Below are 19,260 nucleotides of genomic sequence, written 5' to 3'. Positions count from 1 at the left end.
CACTGCAGCGCCTAGACAGGCGGGGATGATTGATCTGCGCCTCCCAACCTTGACCTGTGGCAGTTGCAGCTACATTGCACTGCTTATGTGGCAAGTATCTCTCCCCTCACGCGCAGTGGCGCTTAGCGCCGTGCTCGCGGCGCTGATGCTTTTGCTTGTCACGGGTTTCGCTGCCTCCGCGCAGGAGAAGTGGTTTGAAACCGAGGAGCTAAACCCCGGCCTGCCGCCCGCGCCCAAAACACTGGACCGTGGCACTCCGATGGCCGCGATGGAAAACTTTCTGTTCTTCACCTCCAAGGGCCACTTCAGCGAAGCCGCTCATTTGCTCGACCTCAGCGACCTGCCGCAGGCTGATCAGGCCGTGATTGGCACTGAACGGGCGCGGCAATTGTCAGTGGTGCTGGAACGCAAAGTGGTGATCCCATGGAGCACGCTCGCCGATCGGCCCGACGGCTGGCTTTCTGGGTCGTCCGAAAACAACGACACCGGACGCGTACGCCGGTCCTTGCTGATCGACGCGCTTGAGCAAGGCGACCACCATGTGCCGCTGCGCCTGAACCGCGTCAAACCCGGTGAAGATGCCGCCCCCGTTTGGGTGATCTCACGGCAAAGTGTCGACAATATCCCACATCTGTTCGATCTTTATGGACCTACTCAGTTGGAAGCCTCCCTGCCGGAATGGGCACGGAAGCGGGCGTTCTGGGGCATGTACATGTGGGAAATCATGTTCGTGCCGATCCTGTTCGCCGTGGCAATCCTTGCTGGCTGGACCGCGTTTCGCACCATGCGCTATCTTGGTGATAGCGCCAGCCAACGCTGGATGCGCTTTGTTTATCGGTCACTCTGCTGGCCTGCGGCCATCGTTATCGGCGCCGTCATTATCGGAACTTTTACCAGCCGCGTGCTGGTGGTTTCAGGGATGATCGACGCGGTGCTCAGCCCGGTTTTGTTGATCGCCTATGTGGTCGCTGGAACCATGGCGATTGTCATGGTCTTTGACGAGATTTTCGACCGGATCAGCCCCAGCGATCCGCTTGCCTTGGCCGACCCCGAGAATTCGCACATGCGCGCAGTAGCGACGACGATTTCGGCGGCCCGCAAAGGGGTGATCGTGATCGCGGTGCTGGCCGCGACCGGCGTCGTGCTGGTGTCATTGAGTACGGCCAACACCATCGGCTTCTCGCTGCTGGCCTCTGCCGGTGCGCTGACCATCGTGCTTGGCTTTGCGGCGCGCGAGGTGCTGGGAAATATCCTCGCCTCCGTGCAGATTGCGCTTAACCGCTCGGCGCGGATTGGGGATCAGCTGTTGTTCGAAGGACATTTTTGCACTGTCGAGCGCATCCACTTTACCTATGTTCAGTTGCTGATCTGGAACGGCACGCGACTAATCGTACCAGTCAGTTATTTCGTCTCTGACGCTTTCGAAAACTGGTCGATCGAAGAACCCGAAATGGTGCGACCAATTTTTCTTACGCTGGCGCAAACAGCAGACGTGCAAAAACTGCGAGAGGTGTTTTTTGACCTGCTGTCGCAAGAAAAGCAGGAAGACATCCAGCCGATTGACCGCGCCAAAGTCCATGTCACCGATCAGGACGCCTTTGGCATCAAGGTCCGGTTCGAGATGCCAAGCTCGAACCCCGCGACGTTCTGGGACATCGAATGCCGTGTTCGGGAGAAATTGCTCGCCGCTGCCGCGCAACTGCAACGTGACCGCGATACCCCGATTTTACCCGCAGTGCCCGCCGACCGTACCGAGGCTTGATGCGGCACAGGCAACACTATAGGGGACGCACCTTCGTCCCATCATGCTATTCAGGAGCAGGCAATGACTAAACTAACTTTCGGCTGGGAAGAATGGATTGCCCTGCCCGAACTCGGCCTGCCCGCCCTTAAGGTCAAGGTTGATACCGGCGCGCGCACATCGGCGCTGCATGCCCATGATATTGAGGTTTTTGGCCCGCCGTCTAAGCCCAAGGTGCGGTTCAACATTCACCCGATCCCCGGTCGAGAAGACATCACGATAACCTGCTCCGCGCCGATCATCGACCGACGCGAAGTTACCTCCTCCAACGGCGAATCCGAACAGCGGTTTGTGATCTCGACAATGCTCGAAGTTGGCGGCCAAAGCTGGCCGATTGACGTGACGCTGACCAACCGCGCGGGCATGGCCAGCCGGATGCTTTTAGGCCGCCAGGCGTTGAACGAACACATCAACATCACCGCCACCTCCCGCCGTTTGCAGCCCGATTTGTCCTATGATGTTTACCATTCACCCACTGTGCGCCGCACCGCGCCGCAACGGGCGCTGCGCATCGCGGTGATGAGCCGTGAGCCGGGCACCTATTCAACGCGGCGTCTGGTAGAGGTCGGCGAAGCGCGGGGCCATACGGTCGAAGTGATCGACACAACGCGATGCTACATGGCGATCAACGCGCTGGCACCGGAAGTGCATTACGACGGCAAGCGCCTGCCGCGCTATGACGCGGTAATCCCGCGCATCGGCGCCTCGATCACGCCCTATGGCACGGCAGTGGTTCGGCAGTTCGAAACCATCGGAACCTATAGCGTGAATGGTAGTGCTGGTATCACCGCCAGCCGCGACAAGCTGCACGCCCATCAGGTGTTGGCTTCCAAGAAAATCGGGATGCCAACCACGGCCTTCGCTGCCTCGCCCAAGGATACCTCGAATTTGATGGCCCTGGTCGGGACCGCGCCGCTGATCGTGAAACTGCTGGAATCAACCCAAGGCAAAGGTGTGGTGCTGGCCGAAACCAAGAAGGCTGCCGAATCCGTCATCGACGCTTTTCGCGGTTTGAAAGCGAACTTTCTGGTGCAGGATTTCGTCAAGGAAGCCGCTGGCGAAGATATCCGTTGTCTGGTCATCGCGGGCAAAGTTGTGGCGTCGATGAAGCGCAAGGGTGCGGACGGCGATTTCCGCTCCAATTTGCACCGTGGTGGCACCGCCGAAGTCGTGCGCATTTCCAAACTTGAGCGTGATACTGCAGTACGCGCGGCGCGGTCATTCGGGCTCGGCATGGCGGGCGTCGATTTGTTGCGCTCTGACAGTGGGCCCAAAGTGCTGGAGGTTAACTCCTCCCCCGGTTTCGAAGGGATCGAGAAGGCGACAGGCAAAGACATTGTGGGCAAGCTTTATGACGAGATTGAAGCGCGGGTGAAGCCACAACCGGGCCGTAAACGCAAAACGACAAGCGACGGTTAAGCGGGGGCCAGCCCCCCGCGCGCGCCCGGGATCTACCGGTCAAAAAGGGGTTTGGCGGGCGGATGAAACGTTCGGACGCTTCAAGGGATGGTGGCACTGGACCTTGGGCCGTCTAATCCCTATATAAACAGTCAGAAACAGAACTGAGGCCGCAATGACCCAACCGACACAGCCACTTGAGGGCACGCCACTTATCGCCCCCTCGACGACAGATCACCCCTTGTATGAACAAGTGGTCGAGGCCTGCCGTACGGTTTACGACCCTGAAATCCCGGTCAATATCTACGAGCTGGGGCTGATTTACACCATTGATATCAATGCGGAAAATGAAGTCGCGATCAAGATGTCTCTCACCGCTCCGGGCTGCCCTGTGGCCGGTGAAATGCCCGGCTGGGTGGCCGATGCCGTGGAGCCGTTACCCGGCGTAAAGCATGTCGATGTTGATCTGGTTTGGGAGCCGCCTTGGGGCATGGATATGATGTCCGATGAGGCACGGCTCGAACTCGGGTTCATGTGAACGCACGGGTCGGCCCTAGCCTGCATACCAGCAAATCTCACGTGACCGCGCAGACCGCTTGAGATTGTGGCCCTGCGCCCCTATCTTGACACCAAAGGAGACCAGCAATGTTCGGCATTCCCGGTAAGCAAGCAGTGACGATTACGCCAAAGGCCGCGCATCAAATTGCGCGACTGATGGGTTCTGCAGGTCATGCAGGGCTGCGCATTGGTGTCAAAAAAGGCGGCTGTGCGGGTATGGAATATACCATGGAATACGTCGAGGCGACCGACCCCAATGACGAGGTTGTCGAGTTTGACGGTGCCCGGGTGATGATAGCGCCAATGGCCCAAATGTTCCTTTTCGGGACCGAAATAGACTATGAAACCTCGCTGTTGGAATCAGGCTTTAAATTCCGAAATCCAAATGTGACCGAAAGCTGCGGTTGCGGGGAATCGATCAAATTCGATGAGACGCTCGGCGCCAAGTGAGCCTGCCCGAGGCAGATATCGCCTTTGCGACCGAACTATTCTCAACCTTGCCCGACCTGACCTGCCGCCGGATGTTCGGCGGCATGGCGCTTTATTCTGATGGCACAATCTTTGCGCTATTGCGCTCTGACGGGGTAATTCTGCTCAAGGCGCAGGCCAATGTTTTCGCCGCAGAACTCGCCGGGTACGGTTCCGAAAAATGGACCTATACCCGCAAGAACGGTGCCAGCGCTGCAATGCCATATTGGACCTTGCCCGAAGCTGCGCTGGACGATCCTGATCTGGCCACCACGCTCGCACACCGTGCACTGGCTCATTTGCGTTAGCTGCCGATTTTGAGGTGCAGATAGGTCTCGTTGTAGCGGCGCGCCAGATGCTCGCCCGCCAGAACCACTTCGCCAGATCCTACCGGTGCGACATTGGTATCATGGGCAGGGTTGAAGAACAGCGGCGCTGATATCCGCTCGGCTGCGCCGCCGACAACGCGGTGTGGCGTGGCCCGCACGGCACCATCGCTCCACAACTCCATCATCTCGCCGAAGTTGATCACGAACTCCCCCGGCGGTGCGCTCACCGGAATCCAGCCGCCCCCGCGTTTGCGCACCTCCAGCCCGGGCGAACCATCGGTTGCGAGCAGGGTTAAGCAGCCATAGTCGGTATGCGTTGCGATGCCAAAATCCTTGGCCCCTGCCCACGCGGGCCGCGACGGATAATAGTTGCCGCGCAGCAAGGCCATCGGCACTTCGAACGCGCCATCAAAAGCGTCATCTGGCGTGTCGATAGCAGCCGCCACGCCACCCAAAACCTGCATCGCCACTGCACAGGCATCGGTATAGTAGGCACGGATCACTTCAGCAAAGCCGGCTTGCTGCTGCGGCCAGATATTGCGTGCATAAAACGTCTGTTCCAGACGCGGATCTCCTTCGGCAAGGCTCACCCCGCTGTCAAAAACCTGTTTGTAATCAGGATTGGCCTGTGGATCGACCTGCTCTGAGCCGGGCGCGCCCCACCCCCGGTTCGATCCGGTCACCGCCATATTGCTTGATGCTTTCAAATCCTCGGGCAGTTTGAAAAACGCGCGATAGATCGCCAACACCAACTCCATCCGGACAGGAGTAATGCTGGTGTTGTATATGGTCGCAAAGCCGATCTCGCGCGCGGCCACAGCCATCGTCGCCAAGGCATCGGGGTCACGTGCCTCTAGGGCCGCTAAATCAATTCTCGGAATCAAAGCCTGCTCCTGTCGCCTCACTGCGTTGCCGCGCAGCAGTCACGGTGTTAACACGAAGAACACCCTTTTACACAAGGTATCCCATGCGACGGAAAATGGCAGCAGGCAACTGGAAGATGAACGGCACAGCGGCAGCGCTGGCAGAACTCGGCGCGCTTGCTGAGATGCTGCCTGATGACGCACCAGATGTGGTGATCTGCCCTCCCGCGCCGCTGCTTTACCGGGCTTGCGAAATCGCCCGCCCCCATGGCATCGGCATCGGCGCCCAGGACTGCCACGCGGAGGACAAGGGCGCTTTTACCGGTGATATCTCCGCCCCGATGATCGCCGACACTGGCGCGCGGTACGTCATCGTCGGCCATTCGGAGCGCCGCGATGCCCATGAGGAAACCAACAGCGATGTCCGCGCCAAAGCCCGTGCCGCATGGGCCGCTGGCCTCACTGCGATCCTGTGCATCGGCGAAAGCCTAGAGGACCGCGAGGCCGCCAATACCCTCGATATCATCGCAGGCCAACTGTCCGGTTCTCTGCCCGACGACTCGACCGCGACTAATATCGTGATCGCCTATGAGCCGATCTGGGCCATCGGGACCGGTAAGGTGCCGACGCTTGAGCAGATCGAAGAAGTGCATGATTTCATCCGCGCAAAGCTGATCTCCCGCTTTGGCGACACTATCGGCGATGCAATCCCGCTGCTCTACGGCGGCTCGGTCAAGCCCGACAACGCCGCCACCATCTTCCGCGCCAAAAACGTCGACGGCGCGCTGGTCGGCGGCGCGTCTCTCAAGGCCGCCGACTTTGCCCCCATCGTCGCAGCTCTGGCGCAATCCTAAGCTTCATTTGGCTAGGTAAACTCACTGCACAGCCCCATGCAAAAGGGCGGCGCGCCTCTCTGGCACGCCGCCCTTTTGCAAATTTTAATCCAAGTGATCACTGCTATTTGGTGATAATCTCCGGCCCCATCATCAGCGTCGGCAACCATGTCGAAATGATAGGCACATAAGTTACGATGATCAGGAACACGAAGAGGACCGCCGTGAACGGCAGGGCCGCCCGCACCACATTCATCATGGGCATATTCGCCACGCCCGAAGTGACAAAGAGGTTGAGCCCCACCGGCGGCGTGATCATCCCGATTTCCATGTTCACCACCATGATGATGCCCAGATGGATCGGATCAATCCCCAGCTCTATCGCGATCGGGAACACCAGCGGAGCGACGATCACCAACAGCCCCGACGGCTCCATGAACTGCCCGCCAATCAGCAAAATCACGTTGACAATAATCAGGAACATAATCGGCCCGAAACCCGCATCCAGCATCGCTGCCGAAATCTGCTGCGGGATTTGCTCGTCGGTCAGCACGTGTTTGAGGATCAGCGCGTTGGCGATGATGAACATCAACGTCACGGTCAGTTTGCCCGCATCAAACAAGGTATCGCGGGTATCACGGTGCACAAATGCCGTCACCAAGGCCCAAGGCTTCGTCAGCAGGCTGGCGCGCGGCCGTGAGGGCTGCCCTGCGTCGCCTTCTACTGCCCGCAATGGGCCGATGTCGCGGTAGACAAACATCGCCACCAAAAAGGCATAGACCGAGGCCACAGCCGCCGCTTCGGTCGGCGTAAAGATCGCCCCCGTCACACCCGGAATACCGTAAATTCCGACCATGATGATCACGATCAGCATCAAGCCCCAGAACGCTTCGCGGAAACTGGTCCAAATCTCGCCCCAACCGGCCCATACGCCTTTAGGCATATCGCGCAGCACGGCCATGACATAGATCGTCAGCATCAGCATGACGCCCGCCATGATCCCTGGAATAACGCCGGCAAGAAACATCCGCCCGACTGATACATCCGTGGCCGAAGCATAGACCACCATCACGATGGAGGGCGGGATCAGAATGCCCAAGGTACCTGCGTTCGCAATCACCCCTGCGGCGAAATCCTTGGTATAGCCCGCCTGCCGCATCGCTGCGATCACGATAGAGCCGATGGCCACCACCGTTGCAGGTGACGAGCCTGAAAGGGCCGCGAACATCATACAAGCCAGCACGCCCGAGATCGCCAGACCACCGCGCAGGTGGCCCACACAGGCGATGGAGAAACGGATGATCCGCTGCGCCACCCCGCCCGTCGACATAAACGACGAGGCAAGGATGAAAAACGGGATCGCCAGCAGGGTGTAATGTGCGGCCATCGCCCCATAAAGGCTCTGTGCGATTGCGGCCAGCGACGTGTCGGACAGCGCCAACAAGAACAGCATGGAGCTCAGACCCAGCGACACCGCAATCGGCACGCCGATCAGCATCAGCCCGACAACCATCAGGAAAAGAAGTGCAACATCCATTCGTTTATACCTTCGCGTCTTCGGCAGCAGCGCGTTCGACTGCTTCTTCGGCTTCATGGCTCACGATCAGGCTCTCACGGGTGCCCGCAATCACGCCGAGTGTCGCTTGGATAAAGCGAAACAACAGCAGCGCCACGCCCAAGGGCAGGATCAGATAAGGCACCAGCCGCGGCATTTTTTCGTAAGTCTCAACAACCACCTTGCCGTTCTCGGTGAACGAATTGAACGTGTTCGACAGCACAGCGTTCAACCAGTCAAAGGGGATCGGGATCTGGTCGCTCTCGTAAAAGGCGTTCGAGCGTGTGTTGGCGAAACCGGTCGGGAACCAGCGTCCGCTGGTGCGCTCAAATCCGGCGAAGGGGGCCCAGAAATCCCAAGCGCCCTTCATCAAAAGCACTGCGTAGAAGATACAGATCAGCCCCGAGATGATTGCCAGAACCCGTTTGGTTTTGGTTGGCAGCAGCGAGGTGATCGCGTCAACGCCCAGATGCGCTGTGACCTCCACGCAATAGCTGATCCCGAACAGAACCAACCATGCAAACAGCACCAGCGTCAGTTCCAACCCCCATATGAGGGAAATATTGAACCCGTACCGCAGCACGACGTTTACAAAAGTGACCAGCGTCATCATGCCCAGTAAAAAGGCGATGGCGGTCTCTTCAAAGCTGTGCACAAAACGGCCAAAGGCCCCTTTTGGCGCGTATCGTTTGGCGCTCACGGTCGTCCCCCCTTGTGATAAAGTTTGGGTCGGGGCACCGCAGCGCCCCGACCCTTTTCCTCCCCGTCGGTCCTTTTACATGGACTCGTTGATTTCCTGTGCGGCAGCGATGTTATCGGCGCCGACACCTTCTTCGAACTGCGACCAAACCGGCTTCATCGCGTCAACCCAGGCCTGACGCTGCTCTGGTGTCAGCTCACGGATCACGCCGCCTGCATCCAGGATCGCCTGACGCGCTTCCATATCGACGTCGTTGACAGCCGCGTTGCGCTCGGTCGAGACTTCTTCGATGATCGTGGCCAACTGGTCACGTACGGCGGGCTCAAGGCTGTCCCACCAGTCGGAACCGGTCACCAGCAGGTAATCCAGCACACCGTGGTTGGTCTCTGTGGAGCCGTCCTGAACTTCAAAGAATTTCTGGCCGTAGATGTTGGACCATGTGTTCTCTTGTCCGTCGACAACGCCGGTTTGCAGCGCGCCGTAAACTTCGGAGAAGGCCATAGGCTGTGGCGAGGCGCCAAGCTGCTCGAACTGGGCTACAATCACGTCAGAAGGCTGAACGCGGAACTTGAGGCCTTTGGCATCGCCGGGCATTTCCAGCGCTTTGTTGGACGACATCTGCTTCATGCCATTGTGCCAGAACGCCAGACCCTGCAGACCACGACGCTGCATGGAGTTCTTTAGGTTCTCGCCAGTCTCGCCCTGCTGGAACTTGTCCACAGCATCGATGTTCAGGAACATGAAGGGCAGATCGAAAATCTGGAATTGCTTGGTGAAGGCTTCGAACTTGGACAGCGAAGGGGCCGCCATCTGGACGTCGCCCTGCAGCATCGCCTCGAGCACCTGATCATCGTCATAAAGTGTCGAGTTCGGGAACACTTCCATGCAGGCGGTGCCGTTCATTTCTTCGTTCACACGTTCCATCAACAACGATGCAGCGATCCCTTTTGGGTGCTTATCGGTGTTGGTGACATGGCTCAGCTTGATTACCATTTCGCCATCGTCACAAGCCGCGGCAACAGCGCCGGCGCTTACGGACAGGGTCAGGGCCACAGTGGCAGCAGTCAGGAATTTCATGGATGTCTCCTCCCAGAGAATAGAATCGGTTTCGGCATCCTCAAGATGCGCTGCCGCAGTGTGACGGTGGGAGCGCCTACCTCACAAGTGCGTGTTCACCACAAGAATGAATCCACGGATTATAATTAAAGATCAATAACTTATGATCGATATCGCGCGACAGGATTCACCGCGCCGCGAACCTTAGTGCGAAATTCCACACAGGCAAACCTGCCTCTGTGCGGAAATCCGCACAGCCTAGCTGCGGAAATCTTCGGGCTTGATTCCATAGCGGGCGCATTTGTCGTAGAATGTTTTGCGCGGCAATCTTAGCGCTTCGGCGGCTGCCGACGCCTGACCGCCTGCACGGCGTAGCGCCGCTTCCACCAGCGACTGTTCAACCTGCGCCATCTGGTCGGCCAGCCCCAGTCCGGGATCGGGGGCAATCTCGTCGGGCAACCCCATGACAAAGCGCATCGCCACAGACATCAGCGCCCGCGCATTGCCCGGCCAGTCCCGCGCCATCAGCCCTGCAATCACCGCTGGCGTTACCTCCGGCGCGCGCAGCCCCGCTTGCTCTGCCGCCTGATCAACATAGCGGCGAAACATCACCGGAATGTCTTCGGGCCGCTCTGCCAGCGATGGCAAGCGCAGGCTCAAAGCCTCCAAACGGTAGTAAAGATCGGCATTGAACCGCCCCGCCGTCATCTCGGCACTCAGGTCGCGGGTATTGCCTGCAATCAGCCGCGCGGGCGTGTTTTCGTCCATCGCGCCGCTCAGCGTCAGCTGCACCTGCGGCTCCAACAGCGCGATTTCGTCGATAAACAAGCTGCCGCCTGTGGCTTCAGCCAGCGCGGTATCGAGATCACCAGGCGTCAGCCCTCGCGCCGCGCGTTTGACGAATGGCGATTTGGAGCGCAATGAGCTGAGGTGGACGACCTCAGCCACCTTGGAAATCCCCGTCCCCGGTGCACCATTGACCAGCACTGCGCCCTCGGCCTGCGCCACCAGACGCACCCGCCGCCGCACGCCCTGCGCCATTTCCGAGGTGCCAAAGATCATCCGCGCCGCTGCATCGCCGGTCTTCACCAACTCGCGCAGGCGGCGGTTTTCCAGAACCAATGCGCGGGTTTTCAAGGCCCGTTCCAGTACGGCCAGCAATTCAGCGGGCGCACAGGGTTTCTCCAGAAAGCCAAATGCGCCCTGCGCCATTGCCGCCACAGCCATCGGAATATCGCCCTCGCCTGTCAGCAAAATCACCGGCAGGTCGGGGTCTTGGGCACGGGCGTAATCCAGCAGGTGGAACCCGTCGCGCCCCGGCATGCGGATGTCGGACAGGATAACCCCGTCAAAGCCCGCGCTGATCCGGTCCTTGGCTGCCACAAAGGACGAGGCGGTGATCGCGGTGATCTCTGCCAATTCCAGTGTCTGCGCCAAGGCTTCGCGCACTGCTGCGTCGTCATCCACCAAAAGGACCGTCTGGCTCATGCCGCCTCCGTTTGTGTCGCTGCGCGCTCCAGCGTCACGCGAAACCACGCGCCGCCGCTTTTCAGATTGCTGCCGCGGATTTGCCCGCCGAAGCTTTGGACGATGCCATAGCTGATCGACAGGCCAAGCCCCATCCCCCCCGTCGGCCCGACCGATTTCGTGGTATAGAATGGGTCAAATACCTTATCCGGCATCTCTATCCCCGGTCCGGTGTCGCGGAAATTGACGGTGATCACTTCGGACTGGTCAACATCGACCCGCAACACCTTGATATCGCTTGCCGCCATCGCATCGACGGCATTGGTGATCAGATTGACAAAGACCTGGCTAAGACGGACTTCGCCACCGCGCACCCACAGCGGCCCATCGGCGGGCGCGTATTCCATTTCAACCCCCGCCTCGCGCACATGTGTCTGCGTCAGTTCCAGCGCCGAGTGGAGCGCCGCCCCCAGATCAACCCGCTCGCGCGTCGTGCTATCCTGACGGGCAAAGGCGCGCAGGTTCTGGATAATCCGCCCCATCCGCCGCGCCATGTCGGAGATCCGCGCCAGATTTTCGGCGGCGCGTTCAGGTTTGTCGCGCTCCATGAATTGCACAGCGTTTTCTGCGAAGGAGCGGATCGCCATCAGGGGCTGGTTCAGCTCATGGCTGATGCCCGCCGACATCTGGCCCAGCGCGCTAAGCTTTCCGGCCTGCACCAGATCAGCCTGTGCCTGTTGCAAAGCAGCCTGTGCCTTTTCACGATCCCGCGCTTCGCGGAGCAATTGCGCATTGGTATCGCGCAGGGCTACGGTCCGCGCTGCCACCCTGCCCTCCAGCTTCATATTCGCCTCGGCCAGCGCGCGCCGCCGTTCGGCCGCCAGAAACAAGAGCGAGCCGAAAGCCAGACAGAGCGCTGCAACGGCGGCGGACTGAGACCACGCCAAGCGCCGCGCCTGTGCAACGTCCAGCAAAACCTCGCCGCGCATCCCGATCACCGGCAGCATCCGCGTCATATGCAACGCTTCTTGCGGCAGGTATGGCCCCCAGCCCAGATGCCAGATTTCATGCCCGCCGGGCCATGTGATGGAAAATTCAGGCGTCTCGGCGGCGGGAGGTGACAGCCCCTCGCCGCTTTCGGGCCGCTGCCAGAACAAAAGCTCCGAGCGGTTGGAGATATAGACGATGCCCTGCGCATCGGTGAAAAACGCCGCCGGATTGGTGCCGCGCCAGTTGTAATCGATGCCGTTAAGGTCGGTCACCACCAGCACCGCGCCCATCACCTTGCCGGCGTCATCAAACACTGGTGCGGCCTGATAAAATGCCCGTGGCGTCAATGGCAACCCCGGCCCGTGCCCCCATCCCAGCGCCCCGCGCAAGGCCCGCTGCACAAAGCGCTCTTGTCCCAGCTCCCGTGCAAGACTGCCTTTGGCGGCCGCACGGACACGGCCCTGACGGTCCAGCACGGCGATATCGAGGGCTGCGGATTTATCGGCCACCTCCAGCAAAACCGCTTCTGTATTGGTAGCGCTGCCCTCAAGCTCTGCGCGCACGTCGGGATGATCTGCCAGCACCACGGCCAGATCGCGGTAGCGCTGCAACTGGCCGACCAGACGGTCCCCCGCCAGCGCCAGATCGGCCTGACCCCGCGCGGCAAGCTGATCGAGCCCCTGCACATAGCCATAGCGCCAGACCGCACCGGCAAGCACCAGCACGACGCCCAGAAAGGCCAGCACCACCGCCGCCCGACCTCGCAATTCCCTCATCATCGGGCCAGATTGCACATGCCCCCTTGCATTGACCAGTGCCCCTGCGCTTTGTGGCGCCATGAAAACGCTTTCCCTCTCGCCCCGCGATCCCGATTTTGTGCAAAACCCCTATCCGGCCTATGCCAAAGTCCGCGCTGATGGCCCTGTGCTCTATTGGCAAGACTATGGCATGTTGGCAGCCTTTGACGCAGCAACGGTGCAAGCGCTGCTGCGTGACCGGTCGCTGGGTCGCGAGCCGCCCGTCCCGCACAATTATCCTGCCCATTTGGCCGCTTGGGCCGTAACCGAACGCAACTCGATGCTCGAGTTGGAGCCTCCGCGCCATACCCGCCTGCGGGGCCTTGTGCTGCGCGCCTTCACCTCGCGCCGTATCGCTGCCCTGCGCCCTGATATAGAGGCTGTGACAGCCGAGTTGATTGCGAAGCTGCCAGACGAGCCTTTTGATTTGATCCCCGCGTTCTGCACTCAACTGCCGGTGCGCATTATCGCGCGGCTGTTGGGCGTGCCAGAGAACATCTGGCCTGATCTGCTGCGCTGGTCGAATGCCATGGTGGCGATGTACCAGACGGGACGTGACCGCAGTATCGAAGTCGCGGCCAATACGGCTGCGGTCGAGTTCAGTGCCTTCCTGCGCGCCTATATCGAACAGCGCCGCACCACCCCTGCCGATGATCTGATCACCCATCTGATTGCGGCGGAGGAAGACGGCGAAAAGCTTGATACCGACGAATTGATCGGCACCTGCATCTTGCTGTTGAACGCAGGGCATGAGGCAACGGTCCACGCACTTGGCAACAGCGTGAAATGCCTGTTGGAGCATCAAACGCCCGGTGCCGCGCTCGCGCCTGAAAATGTCGCCGCGACGGTAGAGGAATTGCTGAGGTTCGATCCGCCCTTGCATGTCTTTACCCGTTTTGCAGGGCAGGACATGCAGATTGGCGAGATCACCCTGAAGGCGGGGGAAGAGATCGCGCTGGTATTGGGCGCGGCAGGGCGTGACCCCACGGCCTTTGCCGATCCCGACCGCTTTGATCCCGCGCGCCCTGCGAAGGCCCATGCGGCCTTTGGCGGCGGGCTGCATTTCTGTGTCGGGGCGCCACTGGCGCGGTTGGAGATGCAGATCGCCCTGCCTGCTTTATTTGCCGCAATGCCGGAGATGCAATTGGCTGAGGCGCCGCGCTATGCGGACAGCTATCATTTTCACAAGCTTGATCGGTTGATGGTGGTTCGCTAGGGGCCGCGTGCGGCTGGACCACTTGGATGGTGCGGGAGCCTCCGGCGGGAGTTTTTCTTGCACAATGAAATTTGGGTTTGGTCAGAGCGGCAGCATGACGGTGGATTTAATTTCTTCCATCGACAGGAGTGCGGTGACGTTGTGGACCCTGACCTCTGAGATCAGCGCCTGATAGAAGGCGTCGTAGGCGCGGGCGTTCTTGACGCGGACCTTCAGGATATAGTCGATATCGCCTGCAAGGCGGTGGGCTTCTTGCACCTCGGGGCGGTCTTTCAGGGCTTTGAGAAATTTTGCCTGCCAGTCTGCCTCATGCTCGGACGTGCGGATCAACACGAAGAAGCAGGCCTCGAACCCCAGCGCCTCGGCGTCGAGCATTACCGTGTGCTGGCCGATCACTCCCGCCTCGCGCAATTTGCGAATCCGGTTCCATACCGGGGTCTTGGAAGAGCCGACATTCTTGGCAATATCGTCCAGTGACTGGCTGGCGTCGCGTTGTAGCTCTGCCAGAATTTTCCGGTCTGTCTCATCTATCCGAACGCTCATCCTACGTACTTCCTCTTTCAGGGCCCAATGTTCTGCATTGCGGATACATTGGAACGCTTATTCTTATCTATGCGCCTATCTAGCGCAATATCGGGAATATTTCCTATATTGCATCTCAAGTAAACCAGACAAACGGGTCGCAGCATGGATCATTTTCCAATTTTTCTTTCCACCAAAGGCCAGCGCATTGTGCTGTCCGGTGGCGGTGATGCGGCATTGGCCAAGCTGCGGCTGTTGCTGAAGACCCAAGCGCGGATCGAGGTCTTCGCCGTTGATGCAGCGCCTGAGATCACTGTTTGGGCGGCGGCAGGCAAGTTGACCCACCATGCTCGCTCCCTCGCATCGGGTGACGTGACTGGTACGGCACTGTTCTATGCGGCCGACGAGAACGCGACCGAAGATGCCCGCACTGCCGCGATTGGGCGTGCCGAAGGGGCGTTGGTGAATATCGTCGATAACCTGCACGACAGCGCCTTTATCACCCCCGCCATTGTCGACCGCGATCCGGTGACCATTGCCATCGGCACCGAAGGGGCGGCGCCTGTGTTGGCGCGCGCGATCAAGGCCGATCTTGAAGAACGCCTACCCAGCACTTTGGGCACGCTGGCGCGGATCGGGAAAGGCTTTCGTCACCTCGCCGATGCGCTGCCCTTTGGCCGCGCACGCCGCGATTTCTGGCGCGATTATTATTTCACCTCCGGCCCGCGTGCGGTTCAGGAGGGCCAAGAGGCTGTGCGCCCCGCGTTGGATGCCCTGCTCGACGCACATCTGACCCGCAGTACACGAGCGGGCCACGTCGCTTTTGTTGGCGGCGGTCCGGGCGATCCGGAGCTTTTGACGCTCAAGGCCCGCCGCGCTTTGGACGAGGCCGATGTGGTCATCTATGACCGGCTGATCAGCCCCGAGATACTTGAGCTTGCCCGCCGTGAGGCCACGATGATTGATGTGGGCAAGGAGGGCTTTGGCCCCTCGACCTCGCAAGAAACGATTAACGATCTGTTGATCGAACACGGTCTGGCGGGTGCGCAGGTTGTGCGGCTGAAATCGGGCGATGCCACTGTGTTTGGCCGTCTCGATGAAGAGATTGACGCGGTCGACGCCCATGGCATCGGTTGGCATATCGTGCCGGGGATTACTTCGGCGTCTGCCGCCGTGGCCAGCATTGGCCAGAGCCTGACGCGGCGCGGACGCAATGCCTCCGTGCGGTTTCTCACTGGCCACGACATGCAAGGCTTTGCCGATCACGACTGGGCCGCCCTTGCCCGCCCGAATGAGGTCGCTGCGATCTATATGGGCAAGAAATCCGCGCGTTTTGTGCAGGGCCGGTTGATCATGCACGGCGCCGAGCGGGCCACCCCCGTAACCGTGATCGAACACGCCTCCCGCCCCGAACAGCGCATTCTGGCCACCACGCTGGACTGTCTGGCCACCGATCTTGCCGCGGCGGAATTCTCCGGCCCTGCCTTGATGTTTTACGGCCTTGCCCCCCGCGCGGCGGCGGCGGCTTCCACCGATCTCAGACTTGAGGAATTTGCATAATGCCCAAACCTTTCACCCCCAAAGTCCTCACCGCCAATGCGCTTTTGGAAGGCGACGTGATCTACCGCACGGCCGCCGCAGGCTGGACCCGCGATCTTTCTCAGGCCGAGATCCTCACCGATGAAGCCGACGCCGAGTTGCAGTTGATCGAGGCCAGCGCCGAAGTCGCCACCGTCGTTGGGGCCTATCTCGCCGACGTCAAGGTGGCCGACGGCAAAGCCCAGCCCGCCCATTTCCGCGAAGCCTTTCGTGCCAAGGGCCCGTCCAACTACGCCCACGGCAAACAGGAGCAATTCTGATGTACCACTATACCGATTTCGATGATGCCTTCCTTAAAGAACGCAACGCCCAGTTCCGCGCACAGGTCGAGCGCCGTATTGATGGCGCGCTGACCGAGGACGAGTTTAAACCGCTGCGCCTGATGAACGGGCTCTACCTGCAGCTGCACGCCTATATGCTGCGCGTGGCGATCCCATACGGCACACTCAACAGCCGCCAAATGCACAAGCTCGCTGAGATCGCGGACAAGTGGGACAAGGGCTATGGCCATTTCACCACGCGGCAGAACATCCAGTACAACTGGCCGCAACTGCGCGATGTGCCCGATATGCTCGATGCGCTGGCCGAAGTGGACATGCATGCGATCCAGACCTCGGGCAATACCATCCGCAACGTGACGGCAGACCATTTTGCCGGTGCCGCAGGTGACGAGATCGCCGACCCGCGCCCTGTGGCCGAGCTGATCCGTCAATGGTCCACCGACCACCCCGAATTTCAGTTCCTGCCGCGCAAGTTCAAGGTCGCCGTAACCGGATCGCCCAATGACCGCGCCGTGACCAAGGCACATGACATCGGGTTGCGCATGGTCAAACGCGATGGCGAGGCCGGATATGAGGTGATCGTGGGCGGTGGCCTTGGCCGCACGCCAATGATCGGCAAAGTGCTGCGGGACTTCCTGCCGCAAGCCGAGCTGCTGCCCTATCTCGAAGCCATTGTCAGCGTTTATAACCTGCTGGGTCGGCGCGATAACAAGTATAAGGCGCGCATCAAGATTACCGTGCACGAGAACGGTATCGAGGACATCCGCGTCCGTGTAGAAGAACGTTTTGCCCTGATCCGCGAGAGCTTTGGCGGCGTCGACCAGCAGATGCTGGCGCGCATCGAGGCCGATTTTGCCACACCCGCGTTCAAAACCGCGAGCGAGGCGCCCTATCACAACGCCTATCAGCATGATCCGCTGTTCCGCAGTTGGGCCGATACCAATGTCGCCGCGCACCGCGCTGATGGCTACGGCATCGTCTCGATCAGCCTCAAGGCACATGGCGCGACACCGGGGGATGCGTCCTCGGCGCAAATGCGTCTGATGGCTGATCTGGCAAAGCGCTATGGCCATGATGAATTGCGCATCAGCCACGAGCAGAACGTGATCCTGCCGCACGTGCATCGCGGCGATCTGCCCTCGGTCTATGCAGCATTGAAAGCGGCAGGCCTAGGCACCGCCAATATCGGGCTGATCAGCGATATCATCGCCTGCCCCGGCATGGATTACTGCGCGCTGGCAACGGCCCGCTCGATCCCGATTGCGCAGGAGATTGCCCTCCGCTTTGATGAGCTGAAGCTGGAGCATGACGTCGGCCCGCTAAAGATCAAAATCTCGGGCTGCATCAATGCTTGCGGGCACCATCACGTCGGCCATATCGGTATCCTGGGCCTCGACCGTGCAGGCGTGGAGAACTACCAGATCACGCTGGGCGGCGACGGTACCGAAGACGCGACCATCGGGGAGCGTGCGGGTCCCGGTTTCTCTGCCGAGCAGATCGTGCCCGCGATCGAGCGTATCGTGCTGGCCTATCTTGATCTGCGCACCGAGCCTGCCGAGACCTTCTTGCAAACCTACCGCCGGCTGGGCCTCGCCCCGTTCAAAGCCGCGCTTTATCCGGAAGCACAGGCAAATGCCGCTTGATCATGCAACTGTCGATCTAAACGCCAAGGTCGCGGACCTGAACGCGCGGATGCGGCACCACTCTGCCACCGACGTGCTGCGCGCGGCGGTGGCAGAGGTGCCGGACCTCGTGCTGGTCTCCAGCTTTGGCGCGGAATCAGTGGCACTGCTGCATCTGGCATCAATGGTAGAGCGCAATCTGCCGGTCTTGTTTATCGACACCGAGATGCTGTTTGCCGAGACGCTTGTCTATCAGCAGGAATTGACCGAACGCTTGGGCCTGCGCGATGTGCGATTGCTGCGCGCCGCGGATTTGGCGGAGAAAGACCCGCTGAATGATCTGCACCAGCGCGATACCGATGCCTGCTGCGCGCTGCGCAAGACCGTACCACTGAATGCTGCCCTGCGGGACGTGGGCGGCTGGATCACAGGGCGCAAACGCTTCCAGTCTGGCACCCGCGCCGCATTGGAGCATTTCGAGGTCGAGACCCCCGCCGGTGCGCCGGCTCGGATCAAGGTCAATCCGCTGGCCTATTGGAACGCGTCTGACATCGGCGACTATATCGCTGAAAACCGCCTGCCACGGCATCCGCTGGTGGCACGGGGCTATCCTTCCATCGGCTGCGCGCCCTGCACCTCGCCAGTGGCGGAAGGTGAAGACCCGCGCTCAGGCCGTTGGCGCAACACGCAAAAAGACGAATGCGGCATTCATTTTGTCGATGGCAAAATGGTCCGCACAGGAGGCACGATATGACACAACTGATTAACGACACAGGTTTTGTGACCGAAGACTGGACCCGTGGGTTTTGCGCCCAGCCTGCCGCCAACGATTGCGTGGCACTACACCTGCCGTCCGACACCCAACCCGAAGATGTGGCGCTTGAGGGGCTCAAGATGATCCGCATCGATTTCCCCTCCTCGGCGGACGGGCGCGGCTTTACCATCGCGCGGGCCTTGCGCCTGCGCGGCTATCAGGGACGCCTGCGGGCGCACGGCCGTCTGCTGGCTGACCAATACGCGATGGCGCGGCGCAGCGGCTTTGACGAGGTCGAGATCGATGATGCCCTCGCCGCCCGCCAAACCGAGCCGCAATGGCTGGCCCGCGCCAACTGGCAAGAGCACAACTACCAGTCGCGGTTGCGCGGCTGATTGCCCTCGCCCCTTCCTTTCTTTAAGTAGAGGCCGCAAGCCCGCCTTGCGGATAT

At 60.3% G+C, this 19,260-nt stretch carries 19 protein-coding genes; 12 read left to right on the top strand and 7 right to left on the bottom strand.

Going from position 1 to position 19,260, the window contains the following annotated elements; genetic code table 11:
• Positions 1 to 85: 85 nt before the first annotated feature.
• From BM174_RS10535 to BM174_RS10515, 5 genes are all read left to right on the top strand, one after another.
• Positions 86 to 1,762, top strand: coding sequence for a mechanosensitive ion channel family protein (locus tag BM174_RS10535; RefSeq protein ID WP_177209461.1), 1,677 nt, complete (start codon positions 86 to 88; stop codon positions 1,760 to 1,762).
• A 63-nt stretch (positions 1,763 to 1,825) separates the two neighbouring features.
• On the top strand, positions 1,826 to 3,220 hold the full coding sequence (gene rimK / locus BM174_RS10530) for a 30S ribosomal protein S6--L-glutamate ligase (protein ID WP_093923808.1): 1,395 nt from the start codon (positions 1,826 to 1,828) through the stop codon (positions 3,218 to 3,220).
• 154 nt (positions 3,221 to 3,374) lie between these two features.
• Positions 3,375 to 3,737, top strand: coding sequence for an SUF system Fe-S cluster assembly protein (locus BM174_RS10525; RefSeq protein ID WP_093923807.1), 363 nt, complete (start codon positions 3,375 to 3,377; stop codon positions 3,735 to 3,737).
• A gap of 107 nt (positions 3,738 to 3,844) precedes the next feature.
• Positions 3,845 to 4,207: a HesB/IscA family protein gene (locus BM174_RS10520; protein ID WP_093923806.1), complete on the top strand. Its 363-nt coding sequence runs from the start codon at positions 3,845 to 3,847 to the stop codon at positions 4,205 to 4,207.
• Positions 4,204 to 4,533 (top strand): TfoX/Sxy family protein, encoded by a 330-nt coding sequence (locus BM174_RS10515; RefSeq protein ID WP_093923805.1) that lies wholly within the window; start codon positions 4,204 to 4,206, stop codon positions 4,531 to 4,533. Before BM174_RS10520 ends, BM174_RS10515 begins: the two co-directional genes overlap by 4 nt.
• On the opposite strand, the gene BM174_RS10510 is transcribed toward BM174_RS10515, so the two are convergent.
• On the bottom strand, positions 4,530 to 5,438 hold the full coding sequence (locus BM174_RS10510; protein ID WP_093923804.1) for an isopenicillin N synthase family dioxygenase: 909 nt from the start codon (positions 5,436 to 5,438) through the stop codon (positions 4,530 to 4,532). The genes BM174_RS10515 and BM174_RS10510 overlap by 4 nt on opposite strands.
• Positions 5,439 to 5,521: 83 nt before the next feature.
• Here BM174_RS10510 and tpiA point away from each other — a divergent pair, with 83 nt between their 5' ends.
• On the top strand, positions 5,522 to 6,271 hold the full coding sequence (gene tpiA / locus BM174_RS10505; RefSeq protein ID WP_093923803.1) for a triose-phosphate isomerase: 750 nt from the start codon (positions 5,522 to 5,524) through the stop codon (positions 6,269 to 6,271).
• Positions 6,272 to 6,374: 103 nt separating this feature from the next.
• Here tpiA and BM174_RS10500 read toward each other — a convergent pair whose 3' ends face one another.
• The 5 genes from BM174_RS10500 to BM174_RS10480 all read right to left on the bottom strand — a co-directional run bounded on the left by BM174_RS10500 (position 6,375) and on the right by BM174_RS10480 (position 12,794).
• On the bottom strand, positions 6,375 to 7,787 hold the full coding sequence (locus BM174_RS10500) for a TRAP transporter large permease (RefSeq protein ID WP_093923802.1): 1,413 nt from the start codon (positions 7,785 to 7,787) through the stop codon (positions 6,375 to 6,377).
• Between the two features lie 4 nt (positions 7,788 to 7,791).
• Positions 7,792 to 8,505: a TRAP transporter small permease gene (locus tag BM174_RS10495; protein ID WP_245766323.1), complete on the bottom strand. Its 714-nt coding sequence runs from the start codon at positions 8,503 to 8,505 to the stop codon at positions 7,792 to 7,794.
• A 75-nt stretch (positions 8,506 to 8,580) separates the two neighbouring features.
• A complete protein-coding gene (locus BM174_RS10490; protein WP_093923801.1) occupies positions 8,581 to 9,582 on the bottom strand; it encodes a DctP family TRAP transporter solute-binding subunit in 1,002 nt (333 codons plus the stop codon).
• Positions 9,583 to 9,819: 237 nt separating this feature from the next.
• A complete protein-coding gene (locus BM174_RS10485; RefSeq protein WP_093923800.1) occupies positions 9,820 to 11,049 on the bottom strand; it encodes a sigma-54-dependent transcriptional regulator in 1,230 nt (409 codons plus the stop codon).
• The gene (locus BM174_RS10480) at positions 11,046 to 12,794 is read right to left on the bottom strand and encodes a sensor histidine kinase (protein ID WP_425442354.1); all 1,749 of its coding nucleotides are present in this window, start codon (positions 12,792 to 12,794) and stop codon (positions 11,046 to 11,048) included. Before BM174_RS10480 ends, BM174_RS10485 begins: the two co-directional genes overlap by 4 nt.
• Positions 12,795 to 12,855: 61 nt before the next feature.
• Between BM174_RS10480 and BM174_RS10475 the strand changes: the two genes are divergently transcribed.
• Entirely contained in the window at positions 12,856 to 14,031 is a 1,176-nt protein-coding gene (locus BM174_RS10475) for a cytochrome P450 (RefSeq protein WP_093923799.1), read from the top strand.
• Between the two features lie 81 nt (positions 14,032 to 14,112).
• Here BM174_RS10475 and BM174_RS10470 read toward each other — a convergent pair whose 3' ends face one another.
• Complete coding sequence (locus tag BM174_RS10470; protein WP_093923798.1) at positions 14,113 to 14,574, bottom strand: Lrp/AsnC family transcriptional regulator; 462 nt, start codon at positions 14,572 to 14,574, stop codon at positions 14,113 to 14,115.
• A gap of 144 nt (positions 14,575 to 14,718) precedes the next feature.
• Between BM174_RS10470 and cysG the strand changes: the two genes are divergently transcribed.
• From cysG to BM174_RS10445, 5 genes are read left to right on the top strand one after another with little or no spacing between them, the layout of a single operon-like run.
• Positions 14,719 to 16,113 (top strand): siroheme synthase CysG, encoded by a 1,395-nt coding sequence (cysG, locus tag BM174_RS10465; RefSeq protein ID WP_093923797.1) that lies wholly within the window; start codon positions 14,719 to 14,721, stop codon positions 16,111 to 16,113.
• Positions 16,113 to 16,412 (top strand): DUF2849 domain-containing protein, encoded by a 300-nt coding sequence (locus BM174_RS10460; protein WP_093923796.1) that lies wholly within the window; start codon positions 16,113 to 16,115, stop codon positions 16,410 to 16,412. The genes cysG and BM174_RS10460 overlap by 1 nt, the downstream gene beginning before the upstream one ends.
• Complete coding sequence (locus tag BM174_RS10455) at positions 16,412 to 18,076, top strand: nitrite/sulfite reductase (RefSeq protein WP_093923795.1); 1,665 nt, start codon at positions 16,412 to 16,414, stop codon at positions 18,074 to 18,076. The genes BM174_RS10460 and BM174_RS10455 overlap by 1 nt, the downstream gene beginning before the upstream one ends.
• The gene (locus BM174_RS10450) at positions 18,066 to 18,809 is read left to right on the top strand and encodes a phosphoadenylyl-sulfate reductase (protein WP_093923794.1); all 744 of its coding nucleotides are present in this window, start codon (positions 18,066 to 18,068) and stop codon (positions 18,807 to 18,809) included. The genes BM174_RS10455 and BM174_RS10450 overlap by 11 nt, the downstream gene beginning before the upstream one ends.
• On the top strand, positions 18,806 to 19,204 hold the full coding sequence (locus BM174_RS10445) for a DUF934 domain-containing protein (RefSeq protein WP_093923793.1): 399 nt from the start codon (positions 18,806 to 18,808) through the stop codon (positions 19,202 to 19,204). Before BM174_RS10450 ends, BM174_RS10445 begins: the two co-directional genes overlap by 4 nt.
• Positions 19,205 to 19,260 lie beyond the last annotated feature (56 nt).

Origin of the sequence: Sulfitobacter brevis (genome assembly GCF_900112755.1) — a bacterium.
In the GTDB taxonomy this organism is placed as follows: domain Bacteria; phylum Pseudomonadota; class Alphaproteobacteria; order Rhodobacterales; family Rhodobacteraceae; genus Sulfitobacter; species Sulfitobacter brevis.
Note: the sequence above shows the minus strand (reverse complement) of the source record. Positions and strands in the feature narration are given on the sequence as shown.

Excerpts from the sequence above, each read along its gene's own strand:
- BM174_RS10535 (WP_177209461.1), top strand. The coding sequence starts at position 86 with ATGTGGCAAGTATCTCTCCCCTCACGCGCAGTGGCGCTTAGCGCCGTG.
- rimK (WP_093923808.1), top strand. The coding sequence starts at position 1,826 with ATGACTAAACTAACTTTCGGCTGGGAAGAATGGATTGCCCTGCCCGAA.
- BM174_RS10525 (WP_093923807.1), top strand. The coding sequence starts at position 3,375 with ATGACCCAACCGACACAGCCACTTGAGGGCACGCCACTTATCGCCCCC.
- BM174_RS10520 (WP_093923806.1), top strand. The coding sequence starts at position 3,845 with ATGTTCGGCATTCCCGGTAAGCAAGCAGTGACGATTACGCCAAAGGCC.
- tpiA (WP_093923803.1), top strand. The coding sequence starts at position 5,522 with ATGCGACGGAAAATGGCAGCAGGCAACTGGAAGATGAACGGCACAGCG.
- BM174_RS10500 (WP_093923802.1), bottom strand. The coding sequence starts at position 7,787 with ATGGATGTTGCACTTCTTTTCCTGATGGTTGTCGGGCTGATGCTGATC.
- BM174_RS10490 (WP_093923801.1), bottom strand. The coding sequence starts at position 9,582 with ATGAAATTCCTGACTGCTGCCACTGTGGCCCTGACCCTGTCCGTAAGC.
- BM174_RS10485 (WP_093923800.1), bottom strand. The coding sequence starts at position 11,049 with ATGAGCCAGACGGTCCTTTTGGTGGATGACGACGCAGCAGTGCGCGAA.
- BM174_RS10480 (WP_425442354.1), bottom strand. The coding sequence starts at position 12,794 with ATGAGGGAATTGCGAGGTCGGGCGGCGGTGGTGCTGGCCTTTCTGGGC.
- BM174_RS10475 (WP_093923799.1), top strand. The coding sequence starts at position 12,856 with ATGAAAACGCTTTCCCTCTCGCCCCGCGATCCCGATTTTGTGCAAAAC.
- BM174_RS10470 (WP_093923798.1), bottom strand. The coding sequence starts at position 14,574 with ATGAGCGTTCGGATAGATGAGACAGACCGGAAAATTCTGGCAGAGCTA.
- cysG (WP_093923797.1), top strand. The coding sequence starts at position 14,719 with ATGGATCATTTTCCAATTTTTCTTTCCACCAAAGGCCAGCGCATTGTG.
- BM174_RS10460 (WP_093923796.1), top strand. The coding sequence starts at position 16,113 with ATGCCCAAACCTTTCACCCCCAAAGTCCTCACCGCCAATGCGCTTTTG.
- BM174_RS10455 (WP_093923795.1), top strand. The coding sequence starts at position 16,412 with ATGTACCACTATACCGATTTCGATGATGCCTTCCTTAAAGAACGCAAC.
- BM174_RS10450 (WP_093923794.1), top strand. The coding sequence starts at position 18,066 with ATGCCGCTTGATCATGCAACTGTCGATCTAAACGCCAAGGTCGCGGAC.
- BM174_RS10445 (WP_093923793.1), top strand. The coding sequence starts at position 18,806 with ATGACACAACTGATTAACGACACAGGTTTTGTGACCGAAGACTGGACC.